The sequence below is a fragment of the Mesorhizobium sp. WSM4830 genome, from assembly GCF_055811495.1.
Genome location: NZ_JBVVQI010000043.1, coordinates 15,392 through 34,754, shown reverse-complemented (window position 1 = coordinate 34,754; position 19,363 = coordinate 15,392). Strand labels below are relative to the sequence as shown.

Here is a 19,363-nt window from a genome sequence, read left to right as displayed (position 1 = left end):
GACAACCGTGTACCCGGCCAACGCATCTCCAAGCGCGAAGATACTTGACGTCCCCACCGCGATTAGACAACCCCATCTGCTTGGCGTGGGCGTAGCGCTGGCGCTTGATCAGCGCCAGCTTGCCGACCCGCACATAGGTCTGCCGCAAATCCAGCCCCGCCCATTGAAAGTAAACCATTCCATGCGATATCAGCGGCTTCCGAATTCTTCACGGCCGACCAAGTAACCATGTGTTCAATGTCAGCGTCGAACCGCGGACCGATAAGATGCCGGTTGCCTGCCGGATGCTCATGCCTTCGACTCAACAAAGGGGTAGACCCGATCGAGGGGAACACGTTTATACGGCAAAAAGCGCAGATCGGCAGGCCCCCAATCCGGGGTGTCCACAATCAGAATCGTCGCGGCCGCGGGCTCGAAGAAAGCGCGGAAATGTGTCTTTGAGCGAAGGACTACATAGTCAAAGTCGTCCAGCGTACGTCCGAATTGCGTCAGGCAGTCGTCGTCGACGGCAGTCGTGGGGAGGGAAGTCAGCGACACCATTACTGAGCCAGTATCTATCACAGCGGTAGTGCCGAGATCTACTTTGCTTCCCGTGTTGTATGGACCGGTCGCACGGTAGGTGACGCGCCCTGCATGAATAACATTGCCCTCAAGCAAGACCGGTCCTCCCGCGCGATCAGTGCTTTTTCCGCCAACCTCCAGGCTGACAGTCGCGCCAACCCCGGCCGATACGGCCGCGGCGGCGGCTTCGGGATCCCACAAATAAGGAACAGCTGTCCGCTGCAGCTTTCGGCGCAGGACCTCACGAAGGAGATAGGTCGAGTCATGCATCCGATCGGCATGTTCAAGCAGAACGATGGGGCGCCTGCCCTCCGATACGTGCTGTTTTGCCGCCGTGAGCCCGCTCTCCACTGAGTGGACAAGGTCGCGGTGAGTCAGGGCTTCCCGCTGCGTCCAGATTTGCGAGGAGAAACCGTTTGCGATTTCTAGTGCCGCCGAACGGTCTTGATCCGCCACCACGACCACTGAGAAGCCGCAGTTCGGGACATCGGCATAGGAAAAACCTGCGAAGATCGAGACGTCGAGATACCGCTTGCTTCGCTCGCTCATTTCGATCGACTTCATGACAATCGATTTCAGCGGCTCCATGCCGGTAGCGCTGAAGATGCTCGGCACCATGACGCCGGGCTTCACCAGAACGCAGACCGGTGCGATCTCCCCCCTTAGGGTCCGAAACAGACATTCTGCCGCGCGTTTTCCGGTGGAGCCCATGTCTGTGTGCGGGGAAAAGTGATAACCGAAGACGGCGTCGGCCGCCGCGATTGATTTTTCGTCAAGGTTGGCGTGATAATCCAGTGCAACCACAATAGGAGTATTTGGCCCAACGGCTGCTCGAACACGCTCCAGCGTCTGCCGATCGGCATCAATCCGTGTCGGAGTTACCATCGCGCCATGAAGTTCCAAAAGCACGCCATCAAGCCTACCGGCCGATCTGATACCCCCGATTAGTCTCTCAATATAGTGCTCATACGCCTCATCACTGGTTGGGCCGGCAGCTCCACCCGGAGCATAAAACAGCGGAATGATTTCAGCACACTCATTCTCGCAGATTTCGATAATCCCGCCGATACCAGTGTTGGTCGCCCGACAATTTTCGAGGAGAGCCGCTCCAGAAGTCTCTGCGGTCCTGAATTGCTCGAGCGGTGTTTCCTTCTCGATAAACGTAACTGATTCGTCGAGGAAACCAGCGATAGCAACGCGGCGTCGCGCCTTAGTGCTGGCAGACATTATTTCTTTCCCTTTCCAGAAGCTGAGCGGGCCAGGTTGCAAGATCAAATGATGCCCCCGAAGCGGATCGCTGACCATGTTTTGCCGTGTAAATACATTTGACTCAAATCTAAATATGTGGAACGTTTGTTGCAACAAGAAAATGGCGGGGACGGATCATGCCCGGAAAAGGACAACGCAAGGGGCGAGGCTGCAGCCTTGAGCGCACCTCTACGTCGCCGAACGACATCCGAGCACGCGGGCTCGCCGCTGCTTCGAAAGATGTGGCTGCGATAGGGCCACGTTCTCGTGGCGGTGTTGTCGCAGCAGGCTCCGAACCCGCTGCCAAAGTCGGGGCAGAAATGCTCCGTATCGGGGGTAATGCGGTGGATGCGGCAGTAGCCGCAGCTCTCGCCATGACCGTCGCCGATCCCGCTAACACTAGTCTTGGCGGGCGCTGCCACATCATGATCCTGAGCCCGGATGGTCATGTAAACGTCATTGACGGCCGCAGCGCAGTGCCGGCGGCTTGGTCGCCACAAGGCGCAGAGAACGGGGTTGGAACCGTGCCCGTTCCGGGCATTCCTAGGGCATTTGAAAAGGCGGTGGCAGAACATGGCCGCCTGAACCTGAAACAGGTGGTTCAGCCGGCTGTACGCCTCGCAGGCGACGGGTTTGTCATTCGCGCAAATCTAGCAAATGTCTGGGCAAGCGCGGCACCCCTGCTCGCGAAAGACCCCCTTGCAGGGGCCTTTTTCCTGAAGCCTGATGGATCGCCTTGGCGATTCGGTGAGACTTTTCGCCAGCCGAAACTCGCGGAAACGTTAACCGCCTATGGCGAAGGTGGCTCGGCCAGCATCATGAGCGGCACTGAGCTTGAGGGCTTTCTGGCGAAACTCGCGGCGGCGGGCAGTAGCCTCGTCCTGGACGATTTCGCCACATACCAAGCGCTTGATGCGGAATCGGTGGCGTTCTGCTATCGTGGCTGGAAGGGCTGGACGCTCGGCCGTCAAGGTTATGGCTATCCCCTGGTCGCAACTATTGCCCTCTTCGAATCCTTTGATTTCTCCAAATTGGACGATCCAGACCGCTGGGCAGCCATGCTTCTATCACAGCGCGTTGCTTTTGAGGGGGAGGAGAAGGGGCTCGGACCCGATGCCCCATCTCTGCTTCGGGCTGATCATATCGCCTCCCAGGCGGGTACCGTCCGTACACTGATGGCTGCATATAGTGATCTTGCTGCGGGGTTGCCCGAGGCGCGGGTACGGGGTCGCAAAGGCGACACCACTCACATTTCGGCGGTTGATAGCGACGGCACGGTCGCCTCCATCACGACTTCGATCGGAGAATATTTCGGCTCCCTCGTGGCCGCGCCAGGAGGTTATCTTATGGCGCATAGCTATCAGATGGCAGATGGCCGCCGTCTTGCGGACCGCGATATAACTTATCAGGCGCCTACTATTTTGATGTCACCTTGGGGCGACCGTGTCGCGCTGGGCGCCGCCGGCTCCGAGAGGATTACCGGCGCGGTGCTGCGTGCCATCGTGAATATCGTCGATCGTAACATGTCGGCGCGCGCGGCGGTAGCTGATCCGGCTAGCGTATTGATCACTGACGGCGTCGTTAAAATCAGCACTGAACTCGACCCCGCCATCGGTGACAGGCTCGCGGCGCTCGGTCTGCCTCTCTGCTTTTTTTCGCGGCACACGGGAGAGGATAGCGGAATGTTGCATGTTGCCCTCCGCGACCGGAACGGTTGGTTTTCCGGGGGTGCGGATACCTACTGGGATGGTGGGGTCGCTTATGCCGGTTTTGCGACGGCTGGTTGAAGGCGAGTTCGACGATCCGGAAGGAGAACTCTGGGGAGGAGACCTTGCGTTGGGCTGTGGCGGGGCGGTGTCTGAGCGTTTGATTAAAATAGGATAAATGGGAGGAATTGAGCATGACGATATCTCGACGCGACGTTATCAAGGCAGGCATAACGGTCGGAACGACTTTGTCGTTCCCATCAATCCTTCGGGCGCAAACTTCGCCAGAAGGTGCGGGGACGGTGCGCATGGTGAAGGAAGAGAGCCGCATCTTTGATCCGGTCGCTTCGACGGCTTCCGTCACCCAAGAGCATGGCTTGGCGATTTACGACACGCTTTTTGCCTTAGATTCTAAGCTAATGCCGCAGCCACAAATGGTAGGGAAGTGGGGGCTCTCCGACGACAGGAAGACGTATACGTTCGAGCTTCGGGACGGCTTAGGCTGGCACGACGGCAGCCCCGTCACTGCGGCGGATTGTGTGGCCTCGATCCATCGCTGGGGCCAAGTGGCTGCGGGCGGACAGCTGCTCCTAGAGCGGGCCAAGGATATATCAAAGAAAGATGACAAGATCTTCACCATTGCTCTTAAGGAACCGCTCGGACTTCTGGCCGATATCCTAGCATCAGCCTCGGGGCAGTTCTTGTTCATTATGCGCGAGCAGGACGCAAATCGTCCCGCAACCGAGCAGGTTACCGCGAAAATCGGATCGGGGCCGTTCAAGTTCAATGAGGCACTTGCCCGGCCGGGCGCGAATTACACCTACGACCGCAACGAAAAATATGTGCCACGCAAGGAAGCCCCCGACGCATACGCCGGCGGAAAGATAGTCAAGGTCGAGCGTGTGATCTGGGACAATATCGCCGATCCGCAGACTGCTTTAGCAGCCTTGCAGGTGGGTGAGGTTGATTTCCTTCCAGAGCCGCCGGCCGATCTTTACCCAGTGATCGAGAGCGATCCCAGCCTTGAACTCGAGGTTCGGAACAAGTCGGGCACCGTATATTTCATTCGCATGAACTGTCTGCAGAAGCCGTTCGACAACGTCAAGGCGCGCCAAGCGATGCTTCACCTGATAGATCAGGAGGCATTCATGCGTACCAGCTTCCCCCCAGAATACATCAGCCCCGTCAAGTCGGTATTTGGGAACGATACGCCCTATTCCAACGACGAAAATACGGGATGGTACAAGAAGGGTGGCGACCCGGAAAAAGCCAGACAACTGTTTCAGGAGGCCGGATATGCGGGCGAGAAAGTCGTCATCCTGCAGCCCACGGACTGGCCAGAAGCAAGCAACCCCTCCCAGCTTCTAGCAGCCACATTGCGGAAGATTGGGGTCAATGCCGAGCTTGCGCCAAGCGACTGGGGCGGGCTCGTCGCGCGTCGGTCGAATAAGGGCCCGGTCGAGAGTGGCGGCTGGAACGTTTTAATATCGAACTGGCCTGAAGTCGCGCTCGGGGATCCGATGAGCAGCGTGTTGTTAGCCGCGAATGGAGACAAGGGGTGGTACGGCTGGCCAAAGAACGATGAATACGAAGCACTGCGGGCCCAATGGGCGGATGTCGCAACGCTTGAGGAACGAAAGGCATTGGCCCGCAAGATGCAACGTATTTGGTGGGACTTCGTAGGCTTCGTTCCCTTAGGGCAAGGCGTCCGGGCAACCGCACGCCGTAAGACGCTCACTGGTCTCCTCGATACGCCTGGCGGCTACCTGCCAATGTGGAACATGGAGAAGGCCTCATAATGGCGGCCTACTTCCTTCGTAGATTGGTTTCGACCATCGCCGTCATGGCGATGGTCGGGATCTTCGTTTTCCTGCTTCTCAGGCTGGCGCCCGGCGACCCGGCGGGCATGATCGCCGGCAGGTCCGCCACGGCGGAGATGATCGCTGGCATCCGGGAGCAACTGGGACTGAATGATCCGGTGCCGATTCAGTTCGTGAATTGGGTGATGGGCATCATTAGTGGTGACTTCGGGATCTCCATTTTTTCTGGGCGGCCGGTTCTTGAGCTCATCTCACAGAGGCTTGAACCGACCCTTTCCCTATCGATGCTGACGATGATCCTTTCGGTGACGGTCGGAGTCTCTTTTGGGATTCTTGCCGCGTGGCGAACTGGCGGTCTTGTCGATCGGCTCCTCACCGCCTTCTCGGCATTTGGTTATTCCGTCCCGGTCTTTGTCATCGGCTATTTCCTGATCTACTTTTTCGCTATCAGAACACACTGGCTCCCAGTCCAGGGATATAAGCCGATCGAAAGTGGCCTTGGGGCCTGGTTGGTGCACCTGATCCTGCCCACCTTGGCCTTGGGCCTGGGCTTCATTGCCTTCATCGCGCGGGTCACCCGAGCGACCATGCTCGAAGTTCTGTCGGAAGATTATATGCGAACGGCCGCCGCCAAGGGGGCTTCGTCCTATGCCCTGCTTGTCCACCATGCGTTGAAGAATGCCGGCGTGCCGATCCTGACCGTGATCGGCATAAGCTTCGCCTATATGATCGGCGGTGTCGTTCTGACGGAAACGGTGTTCAACATACCCGGCATCGGGCGTCTGGTCGTCGATGCGATCAACAACCGTGACTATCCCATCATCCAGAGCGTGCTCATCCTGACATCGGGCCTGTACGTCCTTATCAATCTCGCAGTCGATCTTGCTTACACCTTGATCGATCCGCGCATCCGGTACTGATATGACGCTCCCCTCCGCAACACTTGAAACCACGTCGACGGCCCCGCTGAGACTTTCGGGCCTTGCTCGTCTCGCAAGGCGACATCCGCTGGTCCTGATCGGCGGTGGCCTGTTGGCGCTCCTGATCGTTCTGGCGCTCGCTGCCCCGCTTTACGCGGGCGATCCGGTGAACATGGATCCATTCAAACGCCTTCAGCCGCCGTCCCCCGCAATGTGGTTCGGGAGCGACAATCTGGGCCGTGACGTGTTTGCCCGAACGATCTTCGGCGCCCGCATCTCTCTCATGGTCGGATTGCTCTCGGCGGCGTGCGCGGCTCTTGTCGGGCTCCTGATCGGCATCCTCGCCGGCTACAATCGCCCGTTCGACAATGTGGTAATGCGGGTTATGGACGGACTGATGTCTATCCCGACGATTCTGCTGGCCATCGCGCTTATTTCCCTGACAGGCCCCGGGATCGCTATCCTCATCGTAGCCATTGCGATTCCGGAGACGCCGGCGGTCGCGCGGCTGGTTCGCTCAGTGGTCCTCAGTGTTCGGGAGCGTCCTTATGTGGAGGCCGCGCTCTGCGGCGGTGCTCGCCTGCCCAAGGTGCTGTGGCGGCATATCCTGCCGAGTACAATTCCGGCACTGATGGTCCAGGGCGCTACTGTCTGCGCCAGCGCGATCCTGACGGAGGCGGGGCTGAGTTTCCTCGGCGTGGGCGTACCGCCCGAGATCCCCAGCTGGGGCAACATGATCGCCAGTTCGCGCCTGTATCTCGCCATCGCCCCATTGACGATCTTCGCGCCAGGTATCTGCCTTGCCGTCACGGTCCTTGCGGTCAACCTACTGGGGGACGGCCTGCGCGATATGTTCGATCCCCACGCGAAGCGAAGGCGCTGACATGCTAATGTATAAAACCGTAGGGAAAGACATACTTCTCGATGTTCGAAACCTTGAAACACATTTTTACGGCGAAGAAAGTGTGACCCATGCCCTCGGAGGCATCAGCTTCCAGGTGATGAAGGGCGAAACCCTCGGCGTCGTCGGCGAATCGGGGTGCGGGAAGAGCGTCACCGCCCTCTCGATCCTTCGGTTGCTCCCGAAGCAGAGTGCTGAGACCGTTGGAGGTGAGGTCCGATTTCAAGGCCGCGACCTCCTGAAACTCTCGGAGAGCGAGATGCGGAAGATCCGCGGTGACAAGATCGCCATGATCTTCCAGGACCCAATGACGAGTCTGAACCCGGTCTACACGGTTGGACGCCAAATCGCTGAAGCGGTGCAGATTCACACGGGGGCCTCCCGTTCAATTGCGATGGCCAAGGCCGAAGAAATGCTCCGCTTTGTCCGCATCGCGGACCCCGAGCGTCGGGTCGACAACTATCCCTATGAAATGTCGGGCGGCATGCGCCAGCGCGTCATGATCGCCATGGCTCTGGCCTGCTCGCCGGAACTGTTGATCGCCGACGAGCCGACGACGGCGCTCGACGTCACCATCCAGGCGCAGATCCTGCGACTGATGGTTGATCTGAAGGAGCGCACGGGAACGGCCGTCATGTTCATCACGCATGACCTGGGCGTTGTAGCCGAGACATGCCAACGCGTGATCGTGATGTATGCCGGCCGGATCGTCGAACAATCGAGCGTGATCGATCTGTTTGCGCGTCCGGCGCATCCCTACACCCAAGGGCTGATGCGCTCGGTGCCCGACCGGCGGCGCAGCCGCCAGCGCCGCCTCCCGGAGATCCCCGGCATTGTGCCAAGCCTGCGCGAGCCCATCGTCGGCTGCAGCTTTGCGCCGCGCTGCCCGTTCGCGATTGACATTTGCCGCGACAAGACGCCTGCCCTGCGAGATGTCGGGTCGGAGCACGCCGCGGCCTGCTGGCGCGCCGAAGAGGTGATGGGCGCATGAGCGGTCCTCTGCTGAAAGTCGAGAAGCTGACCAAGCACTACCCGCTTGGTTCGGGCCTCTTCAAGAAAACCATACCGGTGATCCGGGCGGTGCAGGACGTATCCTTCAGCGTCGAGGCGGGCGAGACACTCTGCATTGTCGGCGAATCCGGCTGCGGCAAGTCCACTGTCGCACGGCTCCTGATGCGGCTCGTCGAGCCGACGGGTGGGCGCGTGCTGATCGACGGGACCGATATTGCGGGCCTCAAGAAGGACGCGCTTCACGCGTGGCGCCGTCGCATGCAGATGGTGTTTCAGGACCCTTACTCGTCGCTGAATCCGCGCCTCACGGCCGGGCAAATTATTACCGAGCCTGTCGAGAACTTTGAGCGTCTCAGCCGGAAGCGGCGCCAGGCACTCGCCGCGGACCTTCTCCGAAAAGTCGGAATGTCACCTGAGATGATGGGCAGGCTCCCGTCCGAATTGTCGGGCGGGCAGCGCCAGCGTCTCGGCATTGCACGTGCCCTGTCGCTAAACCCCTCGCTCATCATCGCTGACGAAGCGGTGTCTGCACTCGACGTCTCCGTGCAGGCGCAGATCCTGAATCTGCTTCTGGATGTCCAGCAGCAGATGGGCATCGCCTTCGTCTTCATCTCACATGACCTTGGCGTCGTGGAGCATATCGCGCATCGCGTTGCGGTCATGTATTTGGGACGGATCGTGGAGCTCGCGCCTTGCGAGGCGCTTTTCGCGAACCCGGTCCATCCCTACACTGAGGCGCTCATCGCGGCGGCTCCGGTGCCCGATCCCACGCGGGTTCGGCTGGAGGCGCCCGTAGAGGGTGAGGTGCCGAGCCCCATCAATCCGCCAAGTGGGTGCGCGTTCCACCCGCGCTGCCCGCTCGCGGTCGAACGCTGCCGCAAAGAGCTACCGCCTTTGGTGCCGATGCCCGACGGGCGCGTCGTGGCCTGTCATGTCCGCGCCCCGGCTACAGACATTCCGGCACCCATGATACCTTTGCCGATCCTTCGTTTTCCGCAGTGTAGAACTCCCACTTCGAGGGATTGACGGTTTGCGGAACACATCTGTTTTCAAACCGGAATTCATGCCCCGGCAGGGGAAATGAGGAAAGTCGATGGATGTCCATCCCAAAAGAGTGGTTGCCCGGCCAATAAGGACCAAACGTCAGGTTCGATCTTCCGCTTTGGTATCACTGGCGCTGCTAGTGTCCTGATTCCGAAGTTTGAGCCATCTCGGTTTGGTGTTGTGCGACTTGAAGCCTAGCCAGACAGAAGCGCTAGATGGTGTTGAGAATATCGTTGGCGGACCCGCTCCATCTGAAGGGCTTTGGTTCGGCGTTGACGGTTGACGGCTTCGATGTAAGTTCTGATTGCCGTCTCCAGCTCCTGTTTCGACCTGTGGACACCGCGCCTGATCCGCTTTAGCGAAGAAGCGTTCGTTGAGCCATGAGGGCGCTGGCGGTGTGAAGTGAATATGCCAGCAGGCCGGTTGAGGAAGAAGGCGCGCACGGTGCTGGTCTTATGGGTGGCGTAGTTGTCTATGACGGTGTGCACATCGAGGTCAGCCGGGACATTGGCCTCGATCTCGCGTACAACTCCTGCGCGCGATCGCGCTTGAAGCAGCGGCCGAAGATCTTGCCGGTGACGGCATCGAGGGCAGCAAACAGGGAAAGGGTGCCGTGCCGCGTATAATCGTGGCTGCGCTGCTCGATCTGGCCGGGGCGCATCGGCAGCACGGGCTTCGTGCGATCCAGCGCTTGGATTTGGCTCTTGTCGTCGACGCACAGGACCAGCGCTCGCTCGGGCGGGCCAGGTAGAGGCGAGCACGCATCTTCTCGTGGCGCGACAATTCTGATGAGACGCGCGCTCGCAGCTTCATTGTCGCGCCGCACCTTCTCCACGAACAGCGCATCCGATAATAATTTGAAGCTCTCTGCGCGGTGCGGCTGAAGGCCGAAGGCCGTCAAGATGCGGTGGCGAAGGCGCATGCCCACCGTGCACGCCGGGGGGCGAAGGCTCCAGTGGGTCGCATCTCGGTGCCGCCTCTAGCGTCAGCCGGATCGTCTCGGCAATCTCCTGATCGCGGATCTGGCGCGGCGCTGGAGGCGGATCATGTTTGCGGGCGATAGCCGCCAAGCATGGCGATTTGCAGCAGGTAGGCGGCGAGCGTGCCGTTGGAGGCGCGGTCGCGTTCGGGACGCGTCGATCCGGTCGAGCGCAGTGATCTCGGCGACAGTGAGAACGCTGTCTAGGCTTGGCGTCTGGCTTGGCGCGCCGACATAGTGACGAAGAATTATGCGCCAGCTGACCACCGCGATGAGAGCGAGGAACTTCGCCAGCCTCTCGGCGGTCTCGAGCCTCGCCTCCTCGGCACGGCAGCCGGACTTCATGACCTTGTGGAACACCTCCGCCTTCCAGCACAGGGCGTACCAGCCCAGCTTCCCGACCGCCACGGAGAGATCTTCGACCGCCAGGTTGGTCACCAGCCTCCAGTCAATCGGCTCGCGACCGGGCGGCGGATTCTCGTCGAGTGCGTGGATGTAAGTCAGAGCCTGCGGACTGTAGCGCTTCTGCTTGCCCACTGGCGGCAAGGTATTGACCGCGGCGAACTTCACCTGCAGCCAGGTCGTCTCGTCCTGATCAACCGTAATGCGATGACGTCCCGCCCAAGGCGCCGCCGCAAGTTGGGCAAAGACGCGATGAGCAGGATCGTGTGGGGCAGCATCGGCAGGCCGCTCTGCCAGTCTGTTCGTCTGCACCCGCACGAGGAAGCTGGTACCAAGGTCTTGCGCGGTGCAATAGAGTTCGTAGATGTCCGCTCTCCCGGTCACCCACATGCACGCAGCGCTGGGGGCGCGCCAACGAGCGCGATGGACTGGCGCAGGTTCTCCAGCCAGCGGTAGCTCTCCTTCGTCTCGATCGGCACGCGGGTGGGATTGATGTGCAGCTTGAGCGCGAGCGTTCCCTTGAACTTCGTTCGTGTCCAGAACTTCGCCGCCATCAGACCGAGGGGTGTGCCGGTGAGGGTGACGGCCAGGCTCGAATGCATCAGCACCCCGCACAGGGTCAGCACGTTGGGCTGTCCGGCCTTGTAGCGTCCGGCGTTGATGGTTTTGGTGAAGCCAATTTTGCCCGGCTGCGCGCGGCTGTAGATAAATTCGGTCGTGTCCTGCAGGATAAGGATCGGACCTTCGCTCGCCGCAACGCGCGCCGCGGTCGCGGCGAAATGGCCGGCGAGAACGCTATGTTCGGTCACACGCGGATTGTCAAAGAAGCGGTAGGCCACCTTCACCGCCGCCCAGTCGCCGCAGGGCGCCGGGATTGGCTTGCCCGGCGCAGCCGACATCTGAGTCCAGCAACCGTCGCAGCCGACGGGTCAGACACTTGTCGGGAAGGGCTCGCCGCAGAAAGCTCTTCCTCCTGCCAAGCGGCTTCGCTGCTGCTGGTCTTGTCTCGCATCCGTGACGCCTCCGTGATTCGGCTTCACGGACAGAATCACGGCAGATTCACACGGGGCAATAAGCCCGCCGATTATGTGGGTAATCGAAAGCTTCACCGGATGGGTAGCGGACGCGTCGCGGGAGTTGGCAGGTTTGTCATCGGGATGCTCCAGATGGGAATCACCCCCCAAGTATTCGCGAAAACCATGTTCGATAAGCAGACGGTGTAAATCTGTTAGAGCCACTATCGAAAGGCGTGGCTCTCCCAGCGTCATGCCGGCGCAGGCGACGGCATCCAGCATCCATTCCGGCACAGCGACAACGACACCGGGGGCCGCCTCGACATGCACGATCCGACCGATTGCACGTTGTTCGCTGTATTGGCGCCGCACCCGACGGCCAAAAAGCGCATGCCCCCGGTAATGTACTTCTACTTCAAGCCCGATATGGGCAGAATGAACGGGGAATGGCTCTGGGAAGGCGCAACTGGACCTTTGCCGGTTCCCAGCGCGGCGCCGACCGCGCCGCCGTCATGCTTGCCCTCATCCCTCATCACCACGGCACGCCTCAACGACGTCGACCCGAAAGCCTGGCTTGCCGACGCCCTGGCCCGCATTGCCGATCTTCCCGCCACGCGTCTGCACGAACTACTGCCCTGGGAATGGAAGCGCCTGTGCGAAGCCGACAAGCCCGCCGATCAGCAGGCCGCCTAACCTTCACGCAACGCCATCATAGAGCCCGCCGCGCCAAGGCGCGTGTGCCAATCATGCGGCCTTCGTCGTATGCGTATCGAGCGCCTCGGTATCGATATCACTCTCAATCCGCAGGCGACGGGCACCGCCAAGCTCGATCGTCACAATACTGCTCTTCTTGCGCGGTCGGGAGATCGGCGGTGGCTGCGCCTTGACGACCTCCACGGGAAAAAGCTGCGGCACGGACGGCGCGGAGATCTGGCAGAGTTCCTTGCGCCACCGGAAAAGCTGGCTCACATGAATGCCATGAATGCCGGCGATCGCGCGAGTTCTGAAACACTGGCCCAGGCTCGAACGTCGCCGCGACCAGCCGCTCCTTCTCCTGCCGAGACCAGCGCCGGCCCCGCTCGACCGACGTGATCACTTCAATCTGATGCTTCGTCACAGGGCAACTCCTAGTGCTTGCACTAGGAGTTGCAGCCTTCAGCCTACCTCAGCAAGGAGGCCGTCACCGTGGGGATACTTTGAATGTTCAGCCGACGCTTGAGATCAGACCCGGCCATAAGTTCAATGTTACGGTCGATCAGGACATTATGTTTTCCAAACGCTATCAATACTGGGGCGCTCGGCTTAAAGACGAGTGAATATTCGAAAAGCGGATGCTTTGTTCGCATAGCCGCGCTGGCGATCCGCCGATGCTGTAGATTGCAGTGTTAAAAAATTTACGCGAGAGCGAGCTGCAAAATGGCATTTGGCCGCTGGTACAACATCAAGACGGCGCGGTTTAGTGTGACCTAATCGGCAGAAGTGAGCGATGGGCTGCCAAGAAGTCATCGAAAGCCGCGATGAAGCCCTCTGCCTCGGTCTCACCGAAGGGAAGCGAAAGAGCAACAAGACCGCGCGGTGCGACATAGAACCCACGAAGCAGCATCTCGACGTGCCATAGTTCGAGCCAACGAGCGTCCCGTTCCTTTAGTTGCGCCGGTGTTTCGATGACTCCATCCACGAAGTGCAAGTTCATGAGCGATCCTTTTCCGAGCACAGTCGCCGCGATCGAGTGCCGATCAAGCGATGCGTTCATCTCTGTTCGCAACCAGTCGCCTATTGCATTAACTTTCCGGCTGGCATCTTCGGTCAACACCTTCGTGAAGCCAGCCAATCCCGCAGCCATGCTTATAACGTTGTTATTAAAGGTACCGCTATGGGTCAGTGCGTTTGGGCGAGTGGGATCGAAGCGCTCCATTATTGAAGATTTTCCACCAAATGCTCCAAAGCTTGCGCCGCCGCCGAGATATTTTCCGAGCGTGACCACATCCGGATTTATTCCCAGTTCGCCGTGCAATGCGCGATATCCTAAACGCGATGTCTGTACTTCATCGAAGATCAGGATGACGCCGAGCTCGTCAGTTAGCTGCCGGATCCGGGGCAGGAAAGTTGGCTTTGCCACGATGCACCCCCCGGCTCCCAACATCGGCTCGAGAATGGTTGCAGCGAGATGGTCGGCATGTTCCCGCATGATCTTTTCGACACCAGCCTCATCGTTGTAATCGGCCAGCAAAAATTCAAACGGAAGATTGAGCTTGGAGCCGCCATTGGCGAAAGCCATTACTCCGCCGTGATAACTTTCTCTGAAAACCAGGATTTTGCTGCGTCCTGTGATTATTCGTGCAGCTGTTAACGCCATAATGTTGGCTTCGGTACCGGAATTGCAGAACCGTACCCGCTCAATTGCAGGGAAGCGTTCAACAATAGCAGCACCTAACTGTGCCTCATAACGGTTCGGTCCCCCGAGCATGACGCCGCTTTTAATGGCCTCAATCATCGCGTCGGCGATTGTTGGATCGGAATGGCCGAACAGTCCCGCTGTGTACTCCGACAAAAGGTCAACGTATCGATGGCCATCTAGATCTGTAACGTAGCAGCCGTCTCCCGACACTAGCGTGAGCGGGAAAGGACTGTACCAGAGGATGGCCCGGGTGTTTCCGCCGGGCAGTGACTCCTTGGCCGCTATGTGACGGGCGAGGCTTTTCGGATTAAGATCGACAAAACGCTGCCGCGCTTCATTGAGAACGGAGTCAAGATCCGCGTTAGGTATGTTGGAACTCGCGGCTGGTGACATTTTATAGCTCCTCTTAGGAATGTATATTCGAAGCCTTCAATAGGCCATTTAAAGCGGTACGCATTTGCTACAGGCTAGGCGGCCCGCCGCCTCGTTTGCGGTTAAGCCCCGGCGTGCCTTCACAAGAAGCGTCAGGTAAAATCAATCGGTGAGATCGGCCGGCGCAATTTCCTGTAGGCAAACCGTGCGTAGTTGGTTGAACATACTCCGCCGCTATCTACGTAGATGAGACCACTGGCGACCGGTTCAAAATCTGCCCGAAAATGATTCATGGCTTTGCACACGAGAACCCGTTCACTATCGGGGTCGATGCCTGCGGCGCGGAATTGTTCGCGATCATCTACCGCGCAGCTGTGCGAACACACGACAACCCGAATGCCGGCAATAGCCAGCGTTACAGTCGGTCCAAGCGAATCGGGGGTACCAGTTGCCATCGGTCCTTTGCGAATGTAGTTGCCATCCGAAAGATGGACCACCTCGCCTAAGATCGCGAGTGGGCCCCCACCAAAGTCCGGATCGCATCTACCGCCGAGTTCAACATTTATTCGGGCACCGACACCTGCCGCGGTCCCAACCGCTACAGTGGCCGCATCGTTAATAAATCCAAACGCAGCGTCGGTGATGCCTGCTTCCAGCATTGCCCTTAGGAGGGCGGTGCCATCGCCACCAGCGCCACCGGCGGGGCAGTCAGTGAAGTCACCGACGAGCAGGGGACCACGATGTCCGATCGGCAGGCTCTTTTGGTGAGCTTGAATTGCAGTGATTGCCTCGTCCAGCGGCCTCAAATCTATAGTGCTGACATGTCGTCTTTTCCAGCACTCATCCATGACATGCTCGGCTAGCTCGATGTATCGTGCTTCATAGCCGTTACCGGTGACGGCTACAGAGGTGCCAGCCTGCGCGATGTCTCCCCAAGGGTACCCCGCCTGCACGCTGACAGCTAACACACCTTCGATCGTCTCTTCGGCGCGCTCAGCGATCTTCAGAATCTCGGGCATCGGTGCATTGGCGCCCACGGTGCGCCCTTCATCGAGGTCAATCATCGCGCGACGCGCAACAACGACACGCGGGCGCACTTCGCCTAGCATAGCCCGCTGAAGGAGCCTTGCAGATCGCTGGCCCGTTTCATACAAGTCAACGTGAGGTGTCGTGCGATATGTACACAAAATGTTGCAATGCCGTGCCATATCGTCGGTTACGTTGGCATGCATGTCTAACGTTATTGCGATCGGAATGTCCCATCCAACCAGCTTCCGCACCCGCATAAGCAACTCGCCTTCGGCGTCATCGAAATCCTCGGCGATCATAGCTCCGTGAAGAATGAGCAGGATGCCGTCGACGGGAGCCGCATCGCGGAACTCAGTCAATATGGCTGAAGTGAGCTGCTCGAACGCAGCGCTGGTAACCACCCCCGCCGGCATAGCGTTCGCCGCGAGCGGATGGATCAAATCCCAACCAAATTGCTCGGCGGCGTCGAACACGGCACCCCATTCTGTGCGCGTGCCACGGAGCCGCTGGGGGATCGCGGCACCGGTCGCGTACTCCCGCCGCTTGAACGCGTCAATGTCGGTCGGACTTCTGCAAAAGCTGTGGCTTTCGTGTTTCAAGGATGCTGCCAACACACGCATTATTCATCGCTCCCGGCAACGGCTCGACCTCAACCCGGTGCTGCCTTTAGCGGGCAACGCAAATAGGGATCGAAACCGGCAGATCGCGCCTCCGTCTGAGCAAGGAACCTCGTCCGCTCCGGATAGCCACCTCAACAGCTTAAAGGGAGGCTTCCACTGCGAGAAGATCGATTTTCGAATTGATCTATCTGGTTTTCGAATAAATGAACATCTTTACTGTGTTAGGCATCGACACCGATCATACTCGTTGCCTCAGGTCCTGCGTCTTGATGGCCGATAAATGGATCAATGTCTCCCCTCCACAAAGGCTTTTGCTCGATATATCGCATATCTGAATAGACTTATTCGATAATCTCACTTTGTCTCGACGCGTCCCCTGCTATCGTCATCTGCAGTCATCCAGGCAGTAGCAGGGGATGGTCAAATCGCTGCCCTGCAGTCGGGACAGATCGACGTCGTCATCAATACACCGCCATGACCAAGGAGCGGCTTGAACAATTCACAATGGTCGGCCCCTATATCAGGCCGACTGTTCGTCTCATGGTGAGCGCGAAGTCCACGATTGATGGAAGCGAAGCAAGCCTCAAAGGTAAGACGCTGATCAGCGAGAAGAGCGCATCAGCTATCGTCAAATACAGCGGCGACAAGTTTGCAAAATTCATGACTGTTCAGCCGTATGACCAAATCAGTGGCGCGATCCTAGACCTCGACGCGGGCCGGGTGGACGCTGTATTCAGCGATGAGAACCAGCTTGTCTACGGATTTGCAAAGAAGCAGCCGGATGTCTAGAAGCTGGTCGGCCCCAGCATCAGCGATCCCGCGTTTTGGGAGCAGGGGCTTCATGCTGCGGAAAGACGAAGGCGAGTGGGCTGCCAAACTGAAGACGGCTCTCGACACGATCGTCAAGAACGGAGAATACGACCAGATCTCCCAAAAATGGTTCAGTCGTAACATTGATCGCGCGAAAGACGCCAGGAGGGAACTATGAGCAAAGTTCCTTATTCACCGACCCTAGTTTCCCCCCTGGAAGGCTACGTCCAGCAAATCAGCGTGGCCCCTGGAGAGATCCAGGATTTCAAAATAAGTAGCGCTGACAATGCTCGAGCCAATATCGAGATGCTTCGCTTGTTGCATGGCGACCCGCGTTCTGGTGGACCTGGCTACAAGGTCGAGAAGTGCGACTGGTTGAAGTCGAACAGCATCGTCCTCGCGGAGCAGCACCTTCCCTTGGGATCTTTCATCGAAGTTGATGGGTCCTTCGATCTGGGTAAAGGTTTCACGCTGGCCGTTCGCTTCTTCCCCACCCGCCTCAATCAAGGTTGGCAGACTCTCGCTGCTATTGGCGAGCCGGGAAACTTCTCATTTGGTCTCTACCTTGGCGGAGATTCGATGTTGACCGCGGCGGTTTCGAATTCGGGAGCTGGCGCAGAATGGTGTACCGCTCACGAGTTTGTATCTGCAAGAGAGTGGCATTTCGCCGCGGTCTCGTTTGACCCGACGACACGGAAGTTAGCAATCCATCAGGCCCTGAACCGTCCGGTCGAGAACGCTCCGAGCAATTTCGGTGGCTTAATAACGACCGAAGTCATAGTTCCTTTTTCAACAATTCATGCCACTGAGAGCCCTCTTACATTCGCCGGTAGCAAGAATGGCGACGGGCACTGGGCGCACTTCAACGGCAAGCTAAGCGATCCCGTGTTTTTTCGTGGCGCACTAACCGTCGAGCAAATCAAGCGACTCGCTGACGGCGTTGATCCGGACTGTTTTGAAGGTCGCATCAGCCATTGGAAGTTCGATCAGAAATTCGATACAGCCATCGCTGTGGACGTCGTTTCAAACCACCACGGTAAGGTAATCAACGCACCTGCTCGGGCCATCACCGGCCCGAAATGGAGCGGCCCTTGGAAGGGCGGCCTAGCGGGGGCCCCACACGAATATAACGCGATCCACTTCCACGACGACGACCTGGATGATGCGAATTGGAACACTACAGTGGCAGTGGAGATACCGGCCACCATGTCGGGCATATACGCCGCCCGGATATGGAACGACGTTGATGAGGTATATTTGCCTTTTGTCGTAAGGCCAACGCAGCCGTCTAATGACGTTTGCGTTCTGATTCCCACACTGACGTGGCAAGCCTACTCCAGCAATAGAGATCCTGCACGATACACTGATGATGGTGCACTCGATCGCGCTTTATGCCTCTATGATGCACATTCGGACGGGTCGCGCGTATTTTACTCCTCATATCGAAAGCCGCATCGAACCGGAAATCCGAAAAAGGCCATTCAGAATTGGGGTGCCCACACAATGGTGGCGGACCTGTACCTCACGGACTGGCTGGAGCATATTGACGTCCCCAACGATTTGTACACCGACCATGATCTCTCGGCAGCAAAAGGCGATTTGCTTCCGGCTTACAAAGTTCTGATCGTTGCAGGCCACCCCGAATACTGGACTTGCAGCATGCGCGATCAGTTGGACCAGTACTTGGCACAGGGCGGGCGATGCCTCTATTTCGGAGGAAATGGCCTATATTGGGTTACGTCGATCGATAAAATGCGTCCCCACCTGATGGAGGTCCGCAAAAGTAGCGCCGGCCTTTATCCTCGATTCGAAGCCGAGCAAGGAAATGAGCATCATTCAACGACCGGAGAGTTTGGAGGCACTTGGCTAGAGCGCGGCCGATCTACGGGCACAGTTACCGGCCTCGAATATGCATCAAATCTTTTCGCGGCAGTGAAGGAGCCAAAAGGTTTCGTGCGCACGGAGGAGAGTTATTCAGCGAAGTTTGCGCCGTTCTTTGACGGGATCACCGAAGAGGCGATCGGAAACTTCGGCCTCAATCTGGGCACGGCTGCTGCTTTTGAAACCGATGCAGTAAGGCTACCGCGTCCTAACTTGACAATTTTCGCAGAGGCGTCCGAGCCAGGTAGCTTTTCCTATTCGCCGTTACGTCCGCTGAGCCACATTACTTTCATGGCGCATCCAAACGGCGGTGGACTATTCGCCGCTGGCGCTGTTTCCTGGACCGGGAGCCTCTCCCACAATGATTACAACAATAGCGTCTCGAAACTGACCGAAAACGCACTCAGACATTTTCTGTCTGTCCCCAAAGGGGATGCGCTTATCCGAAGCGGCAATTAGCTCATTAGGGGAAAGCAGGAATCTGGCTTCGGGTGGGAGCTCTCGATGGAGGGTTTCCACTATTGCATTTTGTTGAAGCGATGTAACCGTCTGGTAGTCGGAAGATGCCGCGACGCATTGCTTAACCACACGAGGGTGCGGGTCCATGCGGCATAGAACTCAGAACTTATGAAGTTCCGCGATTAACTC

Annotated in this window: 16 protein-coding genes and 1 pseudogene; 10 read left to right on the top strand and 7 right to left on the bottom strand. The window is 58.4% G+C overall.

Translation table 11 applies throughout. The features are described from left to right. Positions 1-288: 288 nt before the first annotated feature. A complete protein-coding gene (locus tag AC0L2Y_RS31555) occupies positions 289-1,788 on the bottom strand; it encodes a M81 family metallopeptidase (RefSeq protein WP_473561857.1) in 1,500 nt (499 codons plus the stop codon). Between the two features lie 158 nt (positions 1,789-1,946). Between AC0L2Y_RS31555 and AC0L2Y_RS31550 the strand changes: the two genes are divergently transcribed. From AC0L2Y_RS31550 to AC0L2Y_RS31525, 6 genes are all read left to right on the top strand, one after another. Then, on the top strand, positions 1,947-3,596 hold the full coding sequence (locus AC0L2Y_RS31550) for a gamma-glutamyltransferase (protein ID WP_473561855.1): 1,650 nt from the start codon (positions 1,947-1,949) through the stop codon (positions 3,594-3,596). A gap of 113 nt (positions 3,597-3,709) precedes the next feature. Further along, complete coding sequence (locus tag AC0L2Y_RS31545; RefSeq protein WP_473561853.1) at positions 3,710-5,314, top strand: ABC transporter substrate-binding protein; 1,605 nt, start codon at positions 3,710-3,712, stop codon at positions 5,312-5,314. Beyond that, the gene (locus tag AC0L2Y_RS31540; protein WP_473561851.1) at positions 5,314-6,255 is read left to right on the top strand and encodes an ABC transporter permease; all 942 of its coding nucleotides are present in this window, start codon (positions 5,314-5,316) and stop codon (positions 6,253-6,255) included. The genes AC0L2Y_RS31545 and AC0L2Y_RS31540 overlap by 1 nt, the downstream gene beginning before the upstream one ends. A gap of 1 nt (position 6,256) precedes the next feature. Further along, on the top strand, positions 6,257-7,138 hold the full coding sequence (locus AC0L2Y_RS31535; RefSeq protein WP_473561849.1) for an ABC transporter permease: 882 nt from the start codon (positions 6,257-6,259) through the stop codon (positions 7,136-7,138). 1 nt (position 7,139) lies between these two features. Continuing rightward, positions 7,140-8,147: an ABC transporter ATP-binding protein gene (locus tag AC0L2Y_RS31530; protein ID WP_473561848.1), complete on the top strand. Its 1,008-nt coding sequence runs from the start codon at positions 7,140-7,142 to the stop codon at positions 8,145-8,147. After that, on the top strand, positions 8,144-9,193 hold the full coding sequence (locus AC0L2Y_RS31525; protein WP_473561846.1) for an ABC transporter ATP-binding protein: 1,050 nt from the start codon (positions 8,144-8,146) through the stop codon (positions 9,191-9,193). The genes AC0L2Y_RS31530 and AC0L2Y_RS31525 overlap by 4 nt, the downstream gene beginning before the upstream one ends. A 490-nt stretch (positions 9,194-9,683) precedes the next feature. Here the strand turns inward: AC0L2Y_RS31525 and AC0L2Y_RS31520 are convergent, their stop codons facing one another. The 3 genes from AC0L2Y_RS31520 to AC0L2Y_RS31510 are packed head-to-tail and all read right to left on the bottom strand — an operon-like array spanning position 9,684 to position 11,491. Beyond that, on the bottom strand, positions 9,684-10,139 hold the full coding sequence (locus AC0L2Y_RS31520) for a transposase (protein WP_473561844.1): 456 nt from the start codon (positions 10,137-10,139) through the stop codon (positions 9,684-9,686). A gap of 57 nt (positions 10,140-10,196) precedes the next feature. Continuing rightward, positions 10,197-10,976: a hypothetical protein gene (locus AC0L2Y_RS31515; protein ID WP_473561842.1), complete on the bottom strand. Its 780-nt coding sequence runs from the start codon at positions 10,974-10,976 to the stop codon at positions 10,197-10,199. Continuing rightward, entirely contained in the window at positions 10,973-11,491 is a 519-nt protein-coding gene (locus AC0L2Y_RS31510) for a transposase DNA-binding-containing protein (RefSeq protein WP_473561840.1), read from the bottom strand. The genes AC0L2Y_RS31515 and AC0L2Y_RS31510 overlap by 4 nt, the downstream gene beginning before the upstream one ends. A gap of 554 nt (positions 11,492-12,045) precedes the next feature. Between AC0L2Y_RS31510 and AC0L2Y_RS31505 the strand changes: the two are divergent. Beyond that, positions 12,046-12,298 (top strand): annotated as a pseudogene (locus AC0L2Y_RS31505) (transposase domain-containing protein); the annotation flags it as partial. A gap of 51 nt (positions 12,299-12,349) precedes the next feature. Here AC0L2Y_RS31505 and AC0L2Y_RS31500 read toward each other — a convergent pair. The 3 genes from AC0L2Y_RS31500 to AC0L2Y_RS31490 form a co-directional block, all read right to left on the bottom strand. After that, positions 12,350-12,574, bottom strand: a complete 225-nt coding sequence (locus AC0L2Y_RS31500; protein ID WP_473561838.1) for a hypothetical protein — start codon at positions 12,572-12,574, stop codon at positions 12,350-12,352. Between the two features lie 487 nt (positions 12,575-13,061). Then, a complete protein-coding gene (locus AC0L2Y_RS31495; RefSeq protein ID WP_473561837.1) occupies positions 13,062-14,396 on the bottom strand; it encodes an aspartate aminotransferase family protein in 1,335 nt (444 codons plus the stop codon). 131 nt (positions 14,397-14,527) lie between these two features. Next, the gene (locus tag AC0L2Y_RS31490; protein WP_473561835.1) at positions 14,528-16,024 is read right to left on the bottom strand and encodes a M81 family metallopeptidase; all 1,497 of its coding nucleotides are present in this window, start codon (positions 16,022-16,024) and stop codon (positions 14,528-14,530) included. A 474-nt stretch (positions 16,025-16,498) separates the two neighbouring features. On the opposite strand from AC0L2Y_RS31490, the gene AC0L2Y_RS31485 reads away from it, so the two are divergent. The 3 genes from AC0L2Y_RS31485 to AC0L2Y_RS31475 are packed head-to-tail and all read left to right on the top strand — an operon-like array spanning position 16,499 to position 19,174. Continuing rightward, positions 16,499-16,813, top strand: a complete 315-nt coding sequence (locus AC0L2Y_RS31485; protein ID WP_473561834.1) for a substrate-binding periplasmic protein — start codon at positions 16,499-16,501, stop codon at positions 16,811-16,813. Beyond that, on the top strand, positions 16,764-17,012 hold the full coding sequence (locus tag AC0L2Y_RS31480) for a transporter substrate-binding domain-containing protein (protein WP_473561832.1): 249 nt from the start codon (positions 16,764-16,766) through the stop codon (positions 17,010-17,012). The genes AC0L2Y_RS31485 and AC0L2Y_RS31480 overlap by 50 nt, the downstream gene beginning before the upstream one ends. Beyond that, entirely contained in the window at positions 17,009-19,174 is a 2,166-nt protein-coding gene (locus tag AC0L2Y_RS31475; protein ID WP_473561830.1) for a N,N-dimethylformamidase beta subunit family domain-containing protein, read from the top strand. The genes AC0L2Y_RS31480 and AC0L2Y_RS31475 overlap by 4 nt, the downstream gene beginning before the upstream one ends. Positions 19,175-19,363 lie beyond the last annotated feature (189 nt).

Bases quoted from the DNA above. Each gene is read 5' to 3' on its own strand.
- AC0L2Y_RS31525 (WP_473561846.1), top strand. From the start codon at position 8,144: ATGAGCGGTCCTCTGCTGAAAGTCGAGAAGCTGACCAAGCACTACCCG.
- AC0L2Y_RS31490 (WP_473561835.1), bottom strand. From the start codon at position 16,024: ATGCGTGTGTTGGCAGCATCCTTGAAACACGAAAGCCACAGCTTTTGC.
- AC0L2Y_RS31485 (WP_473561834.1), top strand. From the start codon at position 16,499: ATGACCAAGGAGCGGCTTGAACAATTCACAATGGTCGGCCCCTATATC.
- AC0L2Y_RS31480 (WP_473561832.1), top strand. From the start codon at position 16,764: ATGAGAACCAGCTTGTCTACGGATTTGCAAAGAAGCAGCCGGATGTCT.
- AC0L2Y_RS31540 (WP_473561851.1), top strand. From the start codon at position 5,314: ATGGCGGCCTACTTCCTTCGTAGATTGGTTTCGACCATCGCCGTCATG.
- AC0L2Y_RS31475 (WP_473561830.1), top strand. From the start codon at position 17,009: ATGAGCAAAGTTCCTTATTCACCGACCCTAGTTTCCCCCCTGGAAGGC.
- AC0L2Y_RS31530 (WP_473561848.1), top strand. From the start codon at position 7,140: ATGCTAATGTATAAAACCGTAGGGAAAGACATACTTCTCGATGTTCGA.
- AC0L2Y_RS31545 (WP_473561853.1), top strand. From the start codon at position 3,710: ATGACGATATCTCGACGCGACGTTATCAAGGCAGGCATAACGGTCGGA.
- AC0L2Y_RS31510 (WP_473561840.1), bottom strand. From the start codon at position 11,491: ATGTCGGCTGCGCCGGGCAAGCCAATCCCGGCGCCCTGCGGCGACTGG.
- AC0L2Y_RS31495 (WP_473561837.1), bottom strand. From the start codon at position 14,396: ATGTCACCAGCCGCGAGTTCCAACATACCTAACGCGGATCTTGACTCC.
- AC0L2Y_RS31535 (WP_473561849.1), top strand. From the start codon at position 6,257: ATGACGCTCCCCTCCGCAACACTTGAAACCACGTCGACGGCCCCGCTG.
- AC0L2Y_RS31550 (WP_473561855.1), top strand. From the start codon at position 1,947: ATGCCCGGAAAAGGACAACGCAAGGGGCGAGGCTGCAGCCTTGAGCGC.
- AC0L2Y_RS31555 (WP_473561857.1), bottom strand. From the start codon at position 1,788: ATGTCTGCCAGCACTAAGGCGCGACGCCGCGTTGCTATCGCTGGTTTC.